Origin of the sequence: Dyella sp., from assembly GCF_035508675.1 — a bacterium.
Lineage (GTDB): Bacteria > Pseudomonadota > Gammaproteobacteria > Xanthomonadales > Rhodanobacteraceae > Dyella_B.
Window position 1 is genome coordinate 1 of sequence record NZ_DATJMN010000077.1, and the last position, 14861, is coordinate 14861.

At 63.5% G+C, this 14861-nt stretch carries 17 protein-coding genes; 12 read left to right on the forward strand and 5 right to left on the reverse strand.

The features are described from left to right. The 6 genes from petA to cycA form a co-directional block, all read left to right on the forward strand. The coding region (gene petA, locus VMA74_RS04470) for a ubiquinol-cytochrome c reductase iron-sulfur subunit (protein ID WP_325365215.1) at positions 1 to 329 on the forward strand (329 nt) is incomplete at its 5' end. Then, complete coding sequence (locus VMA74_RS04475) at positions 329 to 1633, forward strand: cytochrome bc complex cytochrome b subunit (RefSeq protein WP_325365217.1); 1305 nt, start codon at positions 329 to 331, stop codon at positions 1631 to 1633. The genes petA and VMA74_RS04475, both read left to right, overlap by 1 nt. Positions 1634 to 1640: 7 nt before the next feature. After that, the gene (locus tag VMA74_RS04480) at positions 1641 to 2381 is read left to right on the forward strand and encodes a cytochrome c1 (RefSeq protein ID WP_325365219.1); all 741 of its coding nucleotides are present in this window, start codon (positions 1641 to 1643) and stop codon (positions 2379 to 2381) included. Positions 2382 to 2463: 82 nt separating this feature from the next. Then, positions 2464 to 3090, forward strand: coding sequence for a glutathione S-transferase N-terminal domain-containing protein (locus VMA74_RS04485; protein ID WP_325365221.1), 627 nt, complete (start codon positions 2464 to 2466; stop codon positions 3088 to 3090). Between the two features lie 218 nt (positions 3091 to 3308). Beyond that, complete coding sequence (locus VMA74_RS04490; RefSeq protein ID WP_325365223.1) at positions 3309 to 3737, forward strand: ClpXP protease specificity-enhancing factor; 429 nt, start codon at positions 3309 to 3311, stop codon at positions 3735 to 3737. A 138-nt stretch (positions 3738 to 3875) separates the two neighbouring features. Continuing rightward, positions 3876 to 5279, forward strand: coding sequence for a D-serine/D-alanine/glycine transporter (gene cycA, locus VMA74_RS04495; protein ID WP_325365225.1), 1404 nt, complete (start codon positions 3876 to 3878; stop codon positions 5277 to 5279). 27 nt (positions 5280 to 5306) lie between these two features. Here the strand turns inward: cycA and VMA74_RS04500 are convergent, their stop codons facing one another. The 4 genes from VMA74_RS04500 to VMA74_RS04515 all read right to left on the reverse strand — a co-directional run bounded on the left by VMA74_RS04500 (position 5307) and on the right by VMA74_RS04515 (position 9560). Then, entirely contained in the window at positions 5307 to 5714 is a 408-nt protein-coding gene (locus tag VMA74_RS04500) for a DUF3301 domain-containing protein (protein ID WP_325365227.1), read from the reverse strand. Between the two features lie 36 nt (positions 5715 to 5750). Beyond that, positions 5751 to 6608, reverse strand: a complete 858-nt coding sequence (nadC, locus tag VMA74_RS04505; RefSeq protein WP_325365229.1) for a carboxylating nicotinate-nucleotide diphosphorylase — start codon at positions 6606 to 6608, stop codon at positions 5751 to 5753. Positions 6609 to 6764: 156 nt separating this feature from the next. Further along, positions 6765 to 9083 (reverse strand): DUF1631 domain-containing protein, encoded by a 2319-nt coding sequence (locus VMA74_RS04510; RefSeq protein WP_325365231.1) that lies wholly within the window; start codon positions 9081 to 9083, stop codon positions 6765 to 6767. Positions 9084 to 9287: 204 nt separating this feature from the next. Continuing rightward, the gene (locus VMA74_RS04515) at positions 9288 to 9560 is read right to left on the reverse strand and encodes a Trm112 family protein (RefSeq protein WP_325365233.1); all 273 of its coding nucleotides are present in this window, start codon (positions 9558 to 9560) and stop codon (positions 9288 to 9290) included. Between the two features lie 67 nt (positions 9561 to 9627). On the opposite strand from VMA74_RS04515, the gene purE reads away from it, so the two are divergent. Continuing rightward, complete coding sequence (gene purE / locus VMA74_RS04520; protein ID WP_325365235.1) at positions 9628 to 10131, forward strand: 5-(carboxyamino)imidazole ribonucleotide mutase; 504 nt, start codon at positions 9628 to 9630, stop codon at positions 10129 to 10131. 2 nt (positions 10132 to 10133) lie between these two features. Next, positions 10134 to 11294 (forward strand): 5-(carboxyamino)imidazole ribonucleotide synthase, encoded by a 1161-nt coding sequence (locus tag VMA74_RS04525; RefSeq protein WP_325365245.1) that lies wholly within the window; start codon positions 10134 to 10136, stop codon positions 11292 to 11294. Between the two features lie 127 nt (positions 11295 to 11421). Here the strand turns inward: VMA74_RS04525 and VMA74_RS04530 are convergent, their stop codons facing one another. Further along, on the reverse strand, positions 11422 to 12003 hold the full coding sequence (locus tag VMA74_RS04530; RefSeq protein ID WP_325365237.1) for a superoxide dismutase: 582 nt from the start codon (positions 12001 to 12003) through the stop codon (positions 11422 to 11424). A 109-nt stretch (positions 12004 to 12112) separates the two neighbouring features. Here VMA74_RS04530 and grxD point away from each other — a divergent pair, with 109 nt between their 5' ends. From grxD to VMA74_RS04550, 4 genes are all read left to right on the forward strand, one after another. After that, the gene (gene grxD, locus VMA74_RS04535; protein ID WP_325365239.1) at positions 12113 to 12439 is read left to right on the forward strand and encodes a Grx4 family monothiol glutaredoxin; all 327 of its coding nucleotides are present in this window, start codon (positions 12113 to 12115) and stop codon (positions 12437 to 12439) included. After that, on the forward strand, positions 12436 to 13209 hold the full coding sequence (locus tag VMA74_RS04540; RefSeq protein WP_325365241.1) for an SDR family NAD(P)-dependent oxidoreductase: 774 nt from the start codon (positions 12436 to 12438) through the stop codon (positions 13207 to 13209). Before grxD ends, VMA74_RS04540 begins: the two co-directional genes overlap by 4 nt. A gap of 69 nt (positions 13210 to 13278) precedes the next feature. After that, positions 13279 to 13875, forward strand: a complete 597-nt coding sequence (locus tag VMA74_RS04545) for a YhgN family NAAT transporter (protein WP_325365247.1) — start codon at positions 13279 to 13281, stop codon at positions 13873 to 13875. Between the two features lie 269 nt (positions 13876 to 14144). Then, positions 14145 to 14861 (forward strand): GNAT family N-acetyltransferase (locus tag VMA74_RS04550; RefSeq protein ID WP_325365243.1); only part of this gene is annotated, 717 nt, incomplete at its 3' end.

Below are 14861 nucleotides of genomic sequence, written 5' to 3' on the forward strand. Positions count from 1 at the left end.
TCGACCCCAAGTCCGACGGCTCCTCCGCCGACCAGCAGCCGAAGTACGCGCAGAACGAAACGCGCTCCATCAAGCCGGAATGGCTGGTGATGGTCGGCATCTGCACGCACCTGGGCTGCGTGCCCGACTACGTGGGTGAAATGAAGCCCGAGCCGTTCGATCCGAACTGGCAGGGTGGCTACTACTGCCCCTGCCACCATTCGCGCTACGACATGGCCGGCCGCGTGTACCAAGGCGTGCCCGCGCCCAAGAACATGCAGATTCCGCCTTATCACTTTGTCGACGAGAGCACCGTGCAGATCGGTGTGGATCCAGCGGGGAATGCGTAATGGCGAACTTCCTGTCGAACATCGGCGAATGGGTCACTGACCGCGCGCCCGGCTTGATGCCGGTGTACCGCAAGCACATGACCGAGTATTACGCGCCGAAGAACTTCAACATCTGGTACTACTTCGGCTCACTCGCGCTGCTGGTGCTGGTCAACCAGATCGTCACCGGCATCTTCCTCACCATGAATTACGACCCGAGCGCGAGCGGCGCGTTCGACTCGGTGCAGTACATCATGCGTGACGTGGAGTGGGGTTGGCTGATCCGCTACATGCACTCCACCGGCGCGTCGCTGTTCTTCGTGGTGGTGTACCTGCACATGTTCCGCGGCCTCTTGTACGGCTCGTACCACAAGCCGCGCGAACTGGTGTGGCTGCTGGGCATGACGATCTTTCTGGCGCTGATGGCCGAAGCCTTCATGGGCTACGTGTTGCCGTGGGGCAACATGTCGTTCTGGGGGGCGAAGGTGATCGTGTCCTTGTTCGGTACCCTTCCGGTGATCGGCAAGGACCTGGTCGAGTGGATCATGGGCGATTACCTGCCCGCCGACGCTACCCTCAATCGCTTCTTCGCCTTGCATGTGATCGCGCTGCCGCTGGTGCTGCTGCTGCTGGTGGTGCTGCACCTGGCCGCCTTGCACGAAGTGGGTTCGAACAACCCCGACGGCGTGGACGTGAAACACGGTCCGAAGGGCAATCGCTGGGATCCGACCAAGCCGGCAGACGGCATTCCGTTCCATCCGTATTACACGGTGAAGGATCTGGTCGGCGTGGGCCTGTTCCTGGCCATCGCCGCGTTCATCATCTTCTTCCAGCCCACCTTCGGCGGCTGGTTCCTCGAGCACGACAACAACGTGCCCGCCAACAACCTGGTCACGCCGGCGCAAATCAAGCCGGTTTGGTATTTCACCGCGTTCTACGCGATCGTGCGCATGATTCCGTCGGCCTTCGGCACCGCGGTATGGGGCGTGCTGGGCATGTTCGGCGCGATCGTGCTGCTGTTCCTGCTGCCGTGGATCGATGCGGGCAAAGTGAAATCCATCCGCTATCGCGGCATCGGTTACAAGGTGGCGCTGGGCTTGTTCGTGCTGGCGTTCTTCGGGCTGATGTTGATTGGTACGGATTCCACCGCCGAACTGATTCCGATGCTGTTCGGCGCCGATTCCGACGTCACCGGCATCGAGAACTTCTTCGGGCGCACGATGGTGCTGATCTACTTCGGGTACTTCGTATTCCTGTGGCTGTACACGCATCTTGGCTGGGAAAAGACCAAGCCGGTTCCGGAACGGGTGACGACGCATGACTAAGCGGCGCATGACTAAGCGGTACATCTCCATCTTCGCGCTGGCGTTCGGCCTGCTGCTCGGCACCACGTCGGCGATGGCCGAAGGCCCGGAACTGCCCGATGCCGGCACCAACCTCCGCGACACGGCATCGCTGCAACGCGGCGCGCACATCTTCTTCAACTACTGCGTGGGCTGCCACTCGCTGAAGTACCTGCGCTACGAGCGCATCGCGGACGACCTCGGCCTGACCGAGGACGACGTGATGAAGAACCTCGACTTCACCGGCGGCAAGTTCGGCGATCCGGTGATCTCGCACATGCCCGAGGACGACGCGCAGAAGTTCTTCGGCAAGGCACCGCCCGATCTCTCGCTGGAAGTGGCGGCCAAGGGCGCCAATTGGGTGTTCGCCTACCTCAACTCGTTCTACCTCGATCCCAAGAGCCCGATCGGCTGGAACAACACCGTGCTGCCCAATGCGGCCATGCCGTTCCCGCTGTGGGAGCTGCAGGGCGAACAGGTGCCGGTGTTCAAGCCGGGCAAGCCGGGCGAGGATCCGGTGATCGAAAGCCTCAAGCTGCTCCACCCCGGCAAGCTCACCCCCGAGCAATACCAGCAGGCCGCCCGCGACGTCACCAACTTCCTGGAATACGCCTCCGAACCGGTCGCCCTGCAGCGGCGCCATTACGGCATCTGGGTGGTGCTGTTCCTGCTGGGCTTCACCTTCCTGGCATACTTGCTGAAGAAAGAATATTGGAAGGACGTCCACTGACGTCCTCTTGATAAAAAAGGGACTTGTGGCCGCGGGGTGGCACACGCCATCCTTGCGCCCAAACGCAAGGGGAGAAAAGTGCATGGTCCAGAACGCTCGTTCCCGGACAGTACTCGCCCTGTACTCCGCTGCCGATGACATTCAATGTCATCGTGTACGGCTGGTGCTGGCCGCGAAAGGAGTCACTTACGATCTGATCCTGGTCGACCCGGCCAAGCCCTCCCAGGACCTGCTCGATCTCAATCCCTATCACACGCTGCCCACGCTGGTGGATCGCGAGCTTACGCTGTATGACACCGCGGTGGTGTGCGAGTACCTGGACGAGCGCTACCCGCATCCGCCGCTGATGCCGATCGATCCGCTATCCCGCGCCCGGCTGCGCTTGGCGGCGGTGCGCATCGAACGTGACTGGCTGCCGGAAGTCGAGCACATCAAGGCCGGTGGTCGTCCGGCGGACGCGGCACGCAAGCGGCTGCGCGAGCAACTGCTTGCCGCCTTGCCGCTGTTCAAGGCGTCCAAGTTCTTCCTCAACCCCGAAATGAGCCTGGCCGATTGCCTGGTGACGCCGCTGGTATGGCGCCTGCCCTCGCTGGGCGTGGACCTGGGGCGGGAAGGCAAGCCGATCATGGATTACGGCGAGCGGCTGTTCCATAGTCAAGGTTATGCTCGCAGTCTGACGCAGGAAGAAAAGGCCCTGAGGGTGCTCTAGCCGATTTGCGTGGACGGCCTTCTGGACATCACCCCATCTTTCCCATTCAATACGCGGGGGGCCGGCTCTGTCTGTCCGCATACCTTCGGTCCATCGTCTCGACAGACAGCCAGTCTGCCTTCGCCGATGGCCCTGTGGTCTGCGAACAGACAGGGCCGGTGACGTCCACGCAAATCGGCTAGAGCACCCTCCTGGTGACAAACCAGCAACACCCTCAGATGAGCTCCAACCGCCCGTACCTGCTGCGGGCGATCTACGACTGGATCAGCGATAACAACCTCACCCCCTACATGCTGGTCGATGCCTCGCGCCAGGGCGTGCGCGTGCCGCCGCACGTGATCAAGAACGGGCAGGTGGTGCTCAACCTGGCCATGCGCGCCGTGGCCAACCTCGACTTGGGCAACGAGTGGATCAGCTTCCAGGCGCGCTTTTCCGGCGTCAGCCACAGCATCCAGATTCCGGTGCCGGCCGTGTTGGCCTTGTACGCGCAGGAAAACGGGCAGGGCATGATGTTTCCCGCGGAGGAAGACGAGCATGGCGGCGAGCCGCCAAGCGATACGCCGCCATCACCACCCGAGCCGGAGCCGCCGACGGATGGCGACAAGCCGAAGCGCGGCGGTGGCTCGCATTTGCGGGTGGTGAAGTAGCCTTCTCGTAGATTGGGGTGAGCGCAAGCGAACCCCAACATCGTGTTCTGCGCGGCAACGTTGGGCGTGACGATCATGGAGATAGCCGCCCCCCATCGTTTCCTCTAAGGTATCGGCTTCTCCCTACAAGCCGCCCGCATGTCCGACGCACACTCACACCCGGACCACCTACGCCGCAGCCTGTCCAATCGCCATCTGCAATTGATCGCCATCGGTGGTGCGATCGGTACTGGCCTGTTCATGGGCTCGGGCAAGACGATCAGCCTCGCGGGCCCGTCGATCCTGCTGGTGTATCTGATCATCGGCATCATGCTGTTCTTCGTGATGCGCGCGATGGGCGAGCTGCTGCTGTCGAACCTGCAGTACAAGTCGTTTATCGATTTCTCCACCGATCTGCTTGGTCCCTGGGCCGGTTTCTTTTGCGGCTGGACCTATTGGTTCTGCTGGATCGTCACCGCCATTGCGGATGTGATCGCCATTGCCTCTTATGCGCAGTTCTGGTTTCCCGGCTTGATGCCGTGGATACCGGCGGTGCTGTGCGTGTTGTTGTTGCTGGCGCTGAACCTCACGGCGGTGCGCGTGTTCGGCGAACTGGAGTTCTGGTTTGCGCTGATCAAGATCGTGGCGATCATCGCGCTGATCATCACCGGTTTCGGCATGGTGGTGTTCGGCTTCACCTCGCCCTCCGGGCATCATGCGTCGCTGGCGAATCTGTGGGACGACGGTGGTCTGTTTCCCACTGGCGTGGGTGGTTTCTTTGCCGGTTTCCAGATTGCGGTGTTCGCCTTCGTCGGTATCGAACTGGTGGGCACCACCGCCGCTGAAACCGCCGATCCCATGCGCAATCTGCCCAAGGCGATCAATTCGATTCCGGTGCGCATCATCCTGTTCTACGTGTTGGCGCTGGTCGTGATCATGACGGTGACGCCGTGGCGGCTGGTGCAGCCGGGCAGGAGTCCGTTCGTGGAGTTGTTCATGCTGGCGGGCATTCCCGCGGCGGCCAGCTTGATCAACTTCGTGGTGCTCACCTCGGCGACCTCGTCGGCTAATAGCGGCATCTTTTCCACCAGTCGCATGTTGTACGGCCTGGCCGAGGAAAATCACGCACCAGGCCTATTCGCGCGGCTGTCGCGCGCAGCCGTGCCAGCACGCGGCTTGCTGTTTTCCTGCCTGTGCCTGCTGGGCGGTGCCATGCTGGTGTACGTCATTCCCAACCTGGTCACGGCCTTCACCCTGGTTACCACGCTGTCGGCCGTGCTCTTCATGTTCGTGTGGTCGCTGATTCTGGTGGCCTACATGGCGTACCGGCGTAAACGGCCGCAACTGCATGCGGCGTCCACGTACAAGATGCCAGGCGGCGTGTTCATGTGCTGGGTGTGCCTGGCGTTCTTCGTGTTCGTGCTGTGGCTGCTGACCTTGCAGGCGGATACGCGCGAGGCGCTGCTGGCCAGTCCGGTCTGGTTCCTGATCTTGGCGGTGGCGTACTGGTGGAAGGGACGGCGTGCAACCCTTCCTGCATCCGCCCAGGGCGAAGAGATGTAGGCGCCAAGGTTTTGCGCCTGCGCAAACCTAATGCCGGATATCCCGGTCGCGATACTGCCGGCGAAACGGCACCACGTTGGTGCCCTCGGCCGTCGATGTCTCGTGCGCCGGATACTCGGGTGTGTACAGCTCGACGGTGGGGAGAATCAGTGCGGTGAGCACGGAGCCGATCATCCACAGATGCCCGGCTTCACGATCGTCGCCATCGATGCTTACCTCGAAACTGTAGCGGCGTTCCAGCACCCGTTGGCCGCGATAGCGGCGCAGGCGTACGCCACTCAAGCCGACGGTTTCATCCAGCAGTTGCAGGCCATGCTGCTGGCAGCGCCGACGTGCCTCCTGGATGGCGCGGTCGCGCGCGCGGCTCAACACCAGCCAGATGCCGGCGATGGCCATTAGTACAAGCAGCAGCAGGAGGGTAGCGAGGTCGCCCATGCGTGCAGTGTGTGGGCGACGTGTGCTCCCCGCAAGTCAGCTGATTTTCAATCGCAGCGAAAGATCGATCGCCCGCACGTTCTTGGTCAGCGCACCCACCGAAATGTAATCCACGCCGGTGCGTGCGTAGTCGCCAATGGTCTGCAGGTCGACGTTGCCGGAAATCTCCAGCGGCACCTGGCCATCGGTGCGCGCGACGGCCTCCCGCATCAACGGCAGGGTGAAGTTGTCCAGCATCACACGATCCACGCCGGCATCCAGCGCCTGCTGCAATTCGTCCAGGTTTTCCACTTCCACTTCCAGCAGCAAGGCGGGATGAAGCTGTCGGGCTGCCCGCACCGCGGCGGCGATGCTGCCTGCGGCGATGATGTGATTTTCCTTCACCAGGATCGCATCGTAGAGACCGATGCGATGATTATGGCCGCCGCCGCAGCGCACCGCGTATTTCTGTGCCAGGCGCAGACCCGGCACGGTCTTGCGCGTGTCGAGCACGTGCGTCTTGGTGCCGGCCACAGCGGCAACATAGCTGGCCGTGATGGTGGCGGTGCCCGACAGCATCTGCAGGAAATTCAGCGCGGAGCGTTCGGCCGTCACCAGTGCCCGCGCATTGCCGTGCATCTCGCACACGATCGCGCCAGGGCTGACGCGGTCACCGTCGCTGAAGCGCCAATGGATGCGTGCCTGCGGGTCGAGTTTATGCACGCAAGTATCGAACCAGGGAATGCCGGCAATGACCGCATCCTCACGACAAGTGAGTGCGGCGAAGGCTTGCGCATCTGCCGGCAGCAAGCTGGCGGTGGCATCGCCGTGGCCGATGTCTTCGGCAAAGGCGCGTTCCACGTCGGCATCGATCAGGCGCTGGTCGGGCGGGGCGAAGCGGAAGGTCTGGGGCATGCGAGAGGCTGCGCGTGGTGGGAATGCGCGCATGCTACTCGGATGGGCTCCAAGCGCGAACCCCGACATCGCTTTGGGCATGGCGACGTTGGGGCTCGCTTGCGCTCACCACCAACCAACGGGCTAGCTTCGGTCAAGCTGAAGACCCGAGGTAAATCAGGGCGATTCGCCCGGGCGCGTCTCTTCATGGCTCAACCGATCCACGATCGCATCCATCGCACGGTCGAACAGCGCGTTGGACGCCAGGACCCGTGCACGGCCTTCGGCCATCACCAAGGCCAGCTCATACGGTGAGAAATCGCCCACCTTCAAGCCGCGGCGATTGACGAACAGGTAGCGCCCGCTCATCGGGCTGATCCATGACAATTTGGCGCGTTCGAAATGTTCGTCCTGGCCGCCGAATTCCAGCCAGGTGCCGGGCTTGAGCACTTTCACCCGTTCGAGCTGCTCGCGCACATCCGGCGCAATCGTGTCTTCGGCAGGTTCGGTGGTGACATCGTCCAGCTCGTCCACACTTTCGGCGATCGGCTGGATGCTTTCCGGAATCGGCAGCGGTGCGGGCGCGGCTTCGGCGGCGGCCTCCGGCTGTGCCGATGCGGGCGCGGCCTCGCCGAGTTGCTGGCGATAGTAGCCGTGGAGCTGGGCAAGCAGTTTCTCGATATCGGCTTCCTGGAAGGCGACGTTCGCAAGGCCCTTGCGCAGCGCCCGCTCGATGCCGGGCAGCAATTGCAGCAGGTCGCGCTTGGCTTCCGGCGTGCGCACCGGCCGGGTGCTGGCAATGAACGCGTCGACGAAGCGCAGCGCTTCGCGGAAGTCGTTCGATTCCTCGCCCTTGCGCAGGATGGTGAGCACCAGGTAATTCGCCCACGCGCGTGACAGCACGCCATGGATCAGCGGCGGCAGTGCGTTGCCGCCGATGCGATTGAGGATTTCGCGCGCAGCGCGTCGGCGCGCCTGCTCCAGCTTCTCGCGGCCGCGGGTGGATTCGGCCACGCGCTGCTCGGCCAGTTCCGCGCGGCGGCGGTTCGATTCCTGGAACTGCTGCAGCTCGGCGGACAGGCGATCGAAGATCGTCATGTCGTCGTCGAACTCCTGCAGCAGGCGCTCGACGATCGCCTTGATGGTGTCGTGCAGGCGGCCGTCGCGGTCGGATTCTTCGGACCAGCTCTTGGCCGCGTCGGCCAGGCCGTCCAGCAGGCGGCGCGCCGGATGCTGCCGATGCGCGAACAGCTTGCGGTCGAGAATCGCGGCCTTGAGATAGGGGATCTGCAGGCGCGCCAACATCACCTGCATCTGCGGCGGCAGGTTGCGGTCTTCGAGGATGAACTCGAACAGCATGCCGACCAGGTCGATGGTGTCTTCGTCGATGGTGGCGATCTGCCCCGGGCGCTGGCCGCGCAGCGAGCCGAGCTGGCTCATCAGCTGCTCTTTCAGATGCAGCACCTGCTCGGCGATGTCCACGGTGCTCATGTGCCCAGCCGCCGGCTGCGGCATCGACACCATGGCGGCCTGGCTTTGCAGCACGCTCAGGGCGCCGATCAATTCGTTGGCGGTGGGCAGCGGGCCGGCGGTCATCGCCGCCAGCGGCACGGTCGGATGCGCCCGGCGCGCGCTGAACAGGGCGCGCAGGGTTTGCAGCAGTTCGGCCGAAGCCTCGCTGTCGTCGGCCGGTAGCGGTTGGGGAATCTCGCCGGAAGCGGCAGCACCGCCTGCCGCAGCACCCGCCCCGGCGCCGGCCCCGCCGCTGCGCAGCACCTCGTGCCGCAGCTGCGGCAGCACGCCGGCACGCATCAGTTCGGCGTTGACCTCTTGATACAACTCTTCCAGCGCCGACATCACGTAGCGGTCGAACAGCTTGTAGATGATCAGCTTCACGCGCATATCGGCGTTGAGCTCGCGCATCGCCTGGCGGAACGACTGGGCGAGCAGGGCAGGGCCGATCGGATTGGTGGCGTCTTCGATGCGCGTGCCGCCACAGATCACCGACAGGCGCTGGTTGACCGCAAACAGATCGCGCCCCAGGCGCGATTCGTTCTTGCCGATCATGCTGGTGATGGCCAGCGATTCTTCCAGCTCGTTGTCGGCGACCAGCGAGAGCTCGACCGAGCCCGGTACCGGCGGCGTCGGCGTATGGCTGGCAGCGACCGGGCTGGCGGTGGCCGCGGTGTTGCCGCTGGCGAAGTCGTTCAACTCGCGCGACACCAGCGCCAGGAAGGCGCGCTCCACCACCGGGCGGCGCTTGCGCACTTCGCGCATGCCGTCGAAGTAGTGCATCTGCGCGGCGTTGTTCTCGGCTTTTTCGGCCAGGTCGAACAGCGCGTCGTCGACGTGCTCGAACATGTTACCGATGTACTGCTGCAGGCGGCGGGAGGCGATGTTCCGGACAGCGTTCAACAGATCGCCTCCGCGTCCGCTGGAGGGGTCCAGCCGCTGGCTGAGATTGACGACGTTGGAGGAATCGTTGGCTTCTTTCATCGCCACACCCCTGTGGTTGGCCGGCTAGGCCTGCCGTAAAAAGCACCCACCCGCCTCTGGCAACCGGGTACGGTCGCGACAGGAGGGAAGCTGCCGATGGCTGGAACATAAGCGAAAATCCGTTTCACTGCCATGTCCCAAGTCATGCTTTTGTGGATTGTCGGTGCAGCCGGCGTGAAAGCGCCCCGCATGATGCGCAGGTTCTTACGCTGTCGCCGGGAAGTCGGTGAACTGGGTAGTGCCGATGCCTTCCTCGGGCAGCATGACCGGGATGCCGTCCTCGACCCGGTAGACCACCTTGCGGTCGACCGTGATCAGGCCCTCGGTGATCCGGTTCTGCACGGTCCCGCCCGCCACGGTGAGGACCTGGCCGCCATCGATCGCGCGATTCAGGGCAGTGAGTTCGTTGGCGGTCAAAGGGCGTACCGGCGTCTTGCTTACGGGGCAACAAAGGATGTCGAGCAGACGTTTATCCATAGGAAACGGCAGGTATCGTTGCAATGCGGCGAAGTCCGTACAATAACCCCTTTTGGACGACCGGACCATGACGGAAACAGCTGCAGCGCCGCGAGTGGGTGTGGTGATGGGATCGCGTTCGGATTGGGAAACCATGACGCACGCGGCCGAGCTGCTCGAGGCGCTTGGCGTGCCGCACGAAGTGCAGGTGGTATCCGCGCACCGCACGCCGGATCTGTTGTTCCAGTACGCCGAGCAAGCCGTATCGCGCGGCATCCAGGTGATCATCGCCGGTGCCGGCGGCGCCGCCCATTTGCCGGGCATGCTGGCGGCCAAGACCCGTCTTCCGGTGTTCGGCGTGCCGGTGCAATCCAAGGCGCTCAACGGCATGGATTCCCTGCTTTCCATCGCACAGATGCCGGCCGGCATTCCGGTCGGCACACTGGCCATCGGCCGTGCCGGTGCCTGCAATGCCGCACTGCTCGCCGCCGCGGTGCTGGCCCTGCACGATCCGGCTATCGCCAAGGCGCTGGAAGCCTATCGCGCGCATCAGACCCAGACCGTGCTGGATAACCCGGATCCCCGTTCGTGAACATGAGAACAGGCGCTCGCCAAAAACAAGCCGTGCTGGGCATTCTCGGCGGCGGCCAGCTCGCCCGCATGCTGGCGATTGCCGCGGCGCCGCTGGGCGTCAACACCCTGGTGGTGGATAGCGCGCCCGATGCGTGCGCCGGGCAAGTGGCACCGCTGCGCGTGGCCGATTGGACCGATTTCGCCGCGCTGGAGCAATTCGCGGCCGAGGTCGATGTGGTGACCTTCGATTTCGAGAACGTGCCGGCCGACACCGCGCAATGGCTGGCCGAGCGCGTGGCGGTATTCCCCAATCCGCGCGCCTTGGCGGTTGCGCAAGATCGCCTGGCGGAGAAAACCCTGTTCCGCGAATGCGGTTTGCAGACGCCGGCGTTCGAAGCGGTCGATACGCGCGAAGGCCTGGATCGTGCCCTGGCCAAGATCGGCGCCCCCTCCATTCTCAAGACGCGTCGCCTTGGCTACGACGGCAAGGGGCAGTTCCGCATCAAGCAACTCGCCGACGCCGATGCGGCGTGGGAAGCGCTCGGTGCCAATGCGCACGGTTTGATCCTCGAAGCCTTCGTGCCGTTCGAGCGCGAGCTTTCGGTGCTGGCGGTGCGCACGCGCGACGGCGATTTTCGCGTGTGGCCGCTCACCCAGAACTGGCATACCGACGGCGTGCTGAGCATGAGCCTTGCGCCCGCGCCGCACGTAGGCGCGCTGCAATCGCGCGCCGAAGCGCTGGCGCGCACGCTGGCCGAAAACCTGGATTACGTCGGCGTGTTTGCCCTGGAGCTGTTCGTGAAGGACGGCGAGCTGCTCGGCAACGAAATGGCGCCGCGCGTGCACAACTCCGGCCATTGGAGCATCGAAGGCGCCATCACCAGCCAGTTCGAAAACCATGTGCGTGCAGTGCTCGGCCTGCCGCTCGGCGATACCTCGGCCAGCGGCTTCTCCGCCATGTTCAACTGGATCGGCGCGTTGCCGGATGCAACGCCGGTGCTTGCCACCGTCGATGGACATTGGCACGACTACGGCAAGTCATCGCGGCCCGGGCGCAAGGTGGGACATGCCACGGTGTGTGCGCCGGATGCGCAGACGTTGGCTGCGCGCGTGGAAGGGATTGCCGGTGCATTGAAAAGGGAAGAACAGGCCGCACCGGCGTTGCGTGCCCTGTCTTCATAGTCTTCGTAGGTTGGGGTGAGCGTACGCGAACCCCAACGCCGCCATGCGATGTGGCGCGCCATGTTGGGGTTCGCATGCGCTCACCCCAACCTACGCCCTCCCTCCGTCAAGAGAGAGGGCATGGCGATCAGCCAAGATTCTTCGCCGCAAAATCCCAGTTCACCAGGTCCCAGAACTTGTCCACGTAGTTCGGACGCGCATTGCGGTAATCGATGTAGTAAGCGTGCTCCCATACGTCGATGGTGAACAGCGGCTTGTCGCTGCCGGTGATCGGCGTGGCGGCATTGGACGTGTTGACGATGCCCAGCGAACCATCCGGACGCTGCACCAGCCAGGTCCAGCCCGAACCGAAGTTGCCCACGGCGGATTTCTTGAACTCTTCCTTGAACTTGTCGAACGAGCCGAACGCCTTGTCGATCGCATCGGACAGCTTGCCAGTGGGCTTGTTGTCGCTTTTCGGCGAACGCATCGAATTCCAGTAGAACGTGTGGTTCCAGGTCTGCGCTGCGTTGTTGAACACGCCACCGGAGGACTTCTTGACGATGTCCTCCAGCGAGGCGTTCTCGAACTCGGTGCCCTTGATCAGGTTGTTGAGATTGGTCACATAGGCCTGGTGGTGCTTGCCATAGTGAAACTCCAGCGTCTCGGCCGAGACATTCGGCTCCAGCGCGTTCTTTTCGTAAGGCAACGGGGGAAGTTCGATCGCCATGGGTAACTCCTGGGCGTTGGCTAAGGGGTAATGGGATGCCGCCCGATCGGACGCCGGGACGGCTGGTACACTACTAAGCTGGCTGCATTGTAGTGATGAAACCGAAGTTATGGACGTCAACGAGCGAATCAAGGCGGTCTTGGCTGCGCACCCCCTCGTGCTTTTCATGAAGGGCACGCCGCAATTTCCGATGTGCGGCTTCTCTGCCCGCGCGGCACAAGCGCTGGCCGAAGCGGGCGCGACGTTCCATGCGGTGAACGTGCTGGCCGATCCGGAAATCCGCGCCGCCCTGCCGCATTACGCCAACTGGCCGACTTTCCCGCAGCTTTTCATCCAGGGCGAGCTGATCGGCGGTTGCGATATCGTGGAAGATCTCAAAGCCTCCGGCGAACTGGCACGCATGGCATGCGACGTGGCCGGGGAACACCACGCATGAGCTTGAGCCTGCCGCTGCACCGCTTGCCCGCAAGCTGGGCGCCGGCCGCGCACGAACTGGACGGTCGCGTGGTGCTGGTCACCGGCGCCTACGGCGGATTGGGCAGCGCCGTGGCGCGCGCTGCGGCCCGCGCGGGTGCCACAGTGGTGATCACCGGCAAGCGCAAACGGCAACTCGAACAGCTTTACGACGCCATGATGCGCGACGGCTTGCCCGAACCCGTCATCCATCCGCTCGATATGGAAACCGCCACCCCGCGCGATTACGACGCACTGGCCGAAGGTTTGCAGCGCGATCTCGGCCGGCTCGACGGTATTGTGCACGGCGCGGCGAGCTTCGCCGGCCTGACGCCGATGGCGATGCACAAGCCGGATGCCTGGTTGCGCAGCTTGCACATCAACGTTTCCGCACCGTTTGCGCTGACCCAGGCTTGCTTGCCGTTGCTCACGGCGGCGGCAGACAGCGCGGCAGTCTTCGTGCTGGACAATCCCGACCTGGTACGACGCGCGCATTGGGGCGCCTACGGCGTATCGAAAGCGGCGTTGGAGCGCTTCGTGGCGATCCTGCATGAAGAACACGACGAAGGCAGCTTCCGCGTGCATGCCTTGCTGCCGGCACCGATGCGCACCACCTTGCGCCGCACGGCTTACTTCGGTGAAGACACGCTGCAGCATCCGCTGCCCGATGCCACCGCCGATGCCGTGGTATATCTCCTGAGCGACAAGGCGGCCGCCGCACGCGGTGGCGTGCTCGATCTGCGCGCGGCCTGATCATCGCCGCGCATGGCACGCAAAGCTTAAACACCTAAGAACCACCAAGGGGAACGCATGCAAACGCAGATGACCACCTTGTCGGCGGCGATCCTGCTGTTCCTCATCATGGACCCGCTCGGCAACATTCCACTCTTTCTGAGCCTGCTGAAAGACGTGCCGCCCAAGCGCCGCCGCGCGGTGATGGTGCGCGAGTTGCTGATCGCCCTGGCGGTGTTGCTGGTCTTCCTGATGGGCGGCCAGCTGATTCTCAGGTTGCTGCAATTGCGCGAAGAATCGATCAGCATTGCCGGTGGCATCGTGCTGTTCCTGATCGGCATTCGCATGGTGTTCCCGCCGGCCGAAGGCGGCGTGTTTGGACAAGCCGGCGAGGGCGAACCGTTCATCGTGCCAATGGCGATTCCCGGTGTGGCCGGCCCTTCAGCCATGGCGGCCTTGCTGCTGCTCACCAACACGCAACCGGGCCGCACCGCCGATTGGGCGATTGCCTTGCTATGTGCGTGGTTGGCCACCGCGGTGATCCTGTTGAGTTCTACTTATCTGTTTCGCTGGCTGGGCGAAAGCGTGCTCACCGCGCTGGAACGCGTGATGGGCATGTTGCTGATTGCCTTGTCGGTGCAGATGTTCCTGGGGGGGATCGCGGCCTATTTGCACCTGACGGTTTGAGCCGAATGCAATCCATAACGTGCGGCGGGTGCCAAGCGTGCCCGGTCACCATTTCGGCCCTCGCCGCGATGGCGAGGAGTCATCACAGATATCCTTGAGAAGAGACGCAGATACGTAACTGCAGAGGTCATGGTCGCCATTGAACAAGCTCTTAAGCATTGCCCCTCACCCCCTCGTGTATTCTTGCGACGCGGAGCAGTTTGACCCCGCGATTTCTCGCAGTTGTCACACTTGATCGGCAACATGGATTAAAACCAAGGGAGGCGGTCATGCTTCACGTTGAACAGGCCCTTACCGAACGTCTGCCATGGCTAGCGCAGCACCCGATGATTCGCAGACCCGTTGCCGGCATGCTTGGGCGGCTGGCCGACGAGGCGGGCTTCAATCGGGTGCTCGATCGGCTTGCCAATACCAAGGGGTTCGATTTCGCCGAACAGGTCCTGGACCTGCTGGGCTGCAGCTATCACGTGGTACAGCGCGAGCGGGAACATATTCCCGTGGAAGGTGGCGTGCTGATTGTCGCCAACCATCCGCTAGGCATGCTCGATGCGATGGCCTTGCTGGATCTGGTCGGTTCGGTCCGCAAGGACGTTCGCATTCTCGGCAACGATTGGTTGGCCGCGGTGCCGCAACTGGGTTCGTTGCTGTTGCCGGTCGACGTATTCGGTGGCGGTGCGGCCTCGCGCATGCGCAATATCTATCGCGCACTGGAGCGCGGCGAGGCGCTGATTCTTTTTCCGGCCGGCGAGGTTTCCCGCATGGGGCCGGCCGGCGTGCGCGACGCACGCTGGTCCGATGGTTTTGCGCGGCTGGCCATGCGCAGCAAGACACCGGTGCTGCCGATCCACGTGGCGGCGCGCAATTCAGCCTTTTTCTACGGCCTGTCGATGCTGGCCAAGCCGTTGAGCACGGCGATGCTGCCGCGCGAGGCGGTGGCCACCAACGTCAGCCGCATCGGCTTCAGCGTCGGTGCGCTGATCGGTCCG

Excerpts from the sequence above, each read along its gene's own strand:
- VMA74_RS04475 (WP_325365217.1), top strand. The coding sequence starts at position 329 with ATGGCGAACTTCCTGTCGAACATCGGCGAATGGGTCACTGACCGCGCG.
- VMA74_RS04480 (WP_325365219.1), top strand. The coding sequence starts at position 1,641 with ATGACTAAGCGGTACATCTCCATCTTCGCGCTGGCGTTCGGCCTGCTG.
- VMA74_RS04485 (WP_325365221.1), top strand. The coding sequence starts at position 2,464 with ATGGTCCAGAACGCTCGTTCCCGGACAGTACTCGCCCTGTACTCCGCT.
- VMA74_RS04490 (WP_325365223.1), top strand. The coding sequence starts at position 3,309 with ATGAGCTCCAACCGCCCGTACCTGCTGCGGGCGATCTACGACTGGATC.
- cycA (WP_325365225.1), top strand. The coding sequence starts at position 3,876 with ATGTCCGACGCACACTCACACCCGGACCACCTACGCCGCAGCCTGTCC.
- VMA74_RS04500 (WP_325365227.1), bottom strand. The coding sequence starts at position 5,714 with ATGGGCGACCTCGCTACCCTCCTGCTGCTGCTTGTACTAATGGCCATC.
- nadC (WP_325365229.1), bottom strand. The coding sequence starts at position 6,608 with ATGCCCCAGACCTTCCGCTTCGCCCCGCCCGACCAGCGCCTGATCGAT.
- VMA74_RS04510 (WP_325365231.1), bottom strand. The coding sequence starts at position 9,083 with ATGAAAGAAGCCAACGATTCCTCCAACGTCGTCAATCTCAGCCAGCGG.
- VMA74_RS04515 (WP_325365233.1), bottom strand. The coding sequence starts at position 9,560 with ATGGATAAACGTCTGCTCGACATCCTTTGTTGCCCCGTAAGCAAGACG.
- purE (WP_325365235.1), top strand. The coding sequence starts at position 9,628 with ATGACGGAAACAGCTGCAGCGCCGCGAGTGGGTGTGGTGATGGGATCG.
- VMA74_RS04525 (WP_325365245.1), top strand. The coding sequence starts at position 10,134 with ATGAGAACAGGCGCTCGCCAAAAACAAGCCGTGCTGGGCATTCTCGGC.
- VMA74_RS04530 (WP_325365237.1), bottom strand. The coding sequence starts at position 12,003 with ATGGCGATCGAACTTCCCCCGTTGCCTTACGAAAAGAACGCGCTGGAG.
- grxD (WP_325365239.1), top strand. The coding sequence starts at position 12,113 with ATGGACGTCAACGAGCGAATCAAGGCGGTCTTGGCTGCGCACCCCCTC.
- VMA74_RS04540 (WP_325365241.1), top strand. The coding sequence starts at position 12,436 with ATGAGCTTGAGCCTGCCGCTGCACCGCTTGCCCGCAAGCTGGGCGCCG.
- VMA74_RS04545 (WP_325365247.1), top strand. The coding sequence starts at position 13,279 with ATGACCACCTTGTCGGCGGCGATCCTGCTGTTCCTCATCATGGACCCG.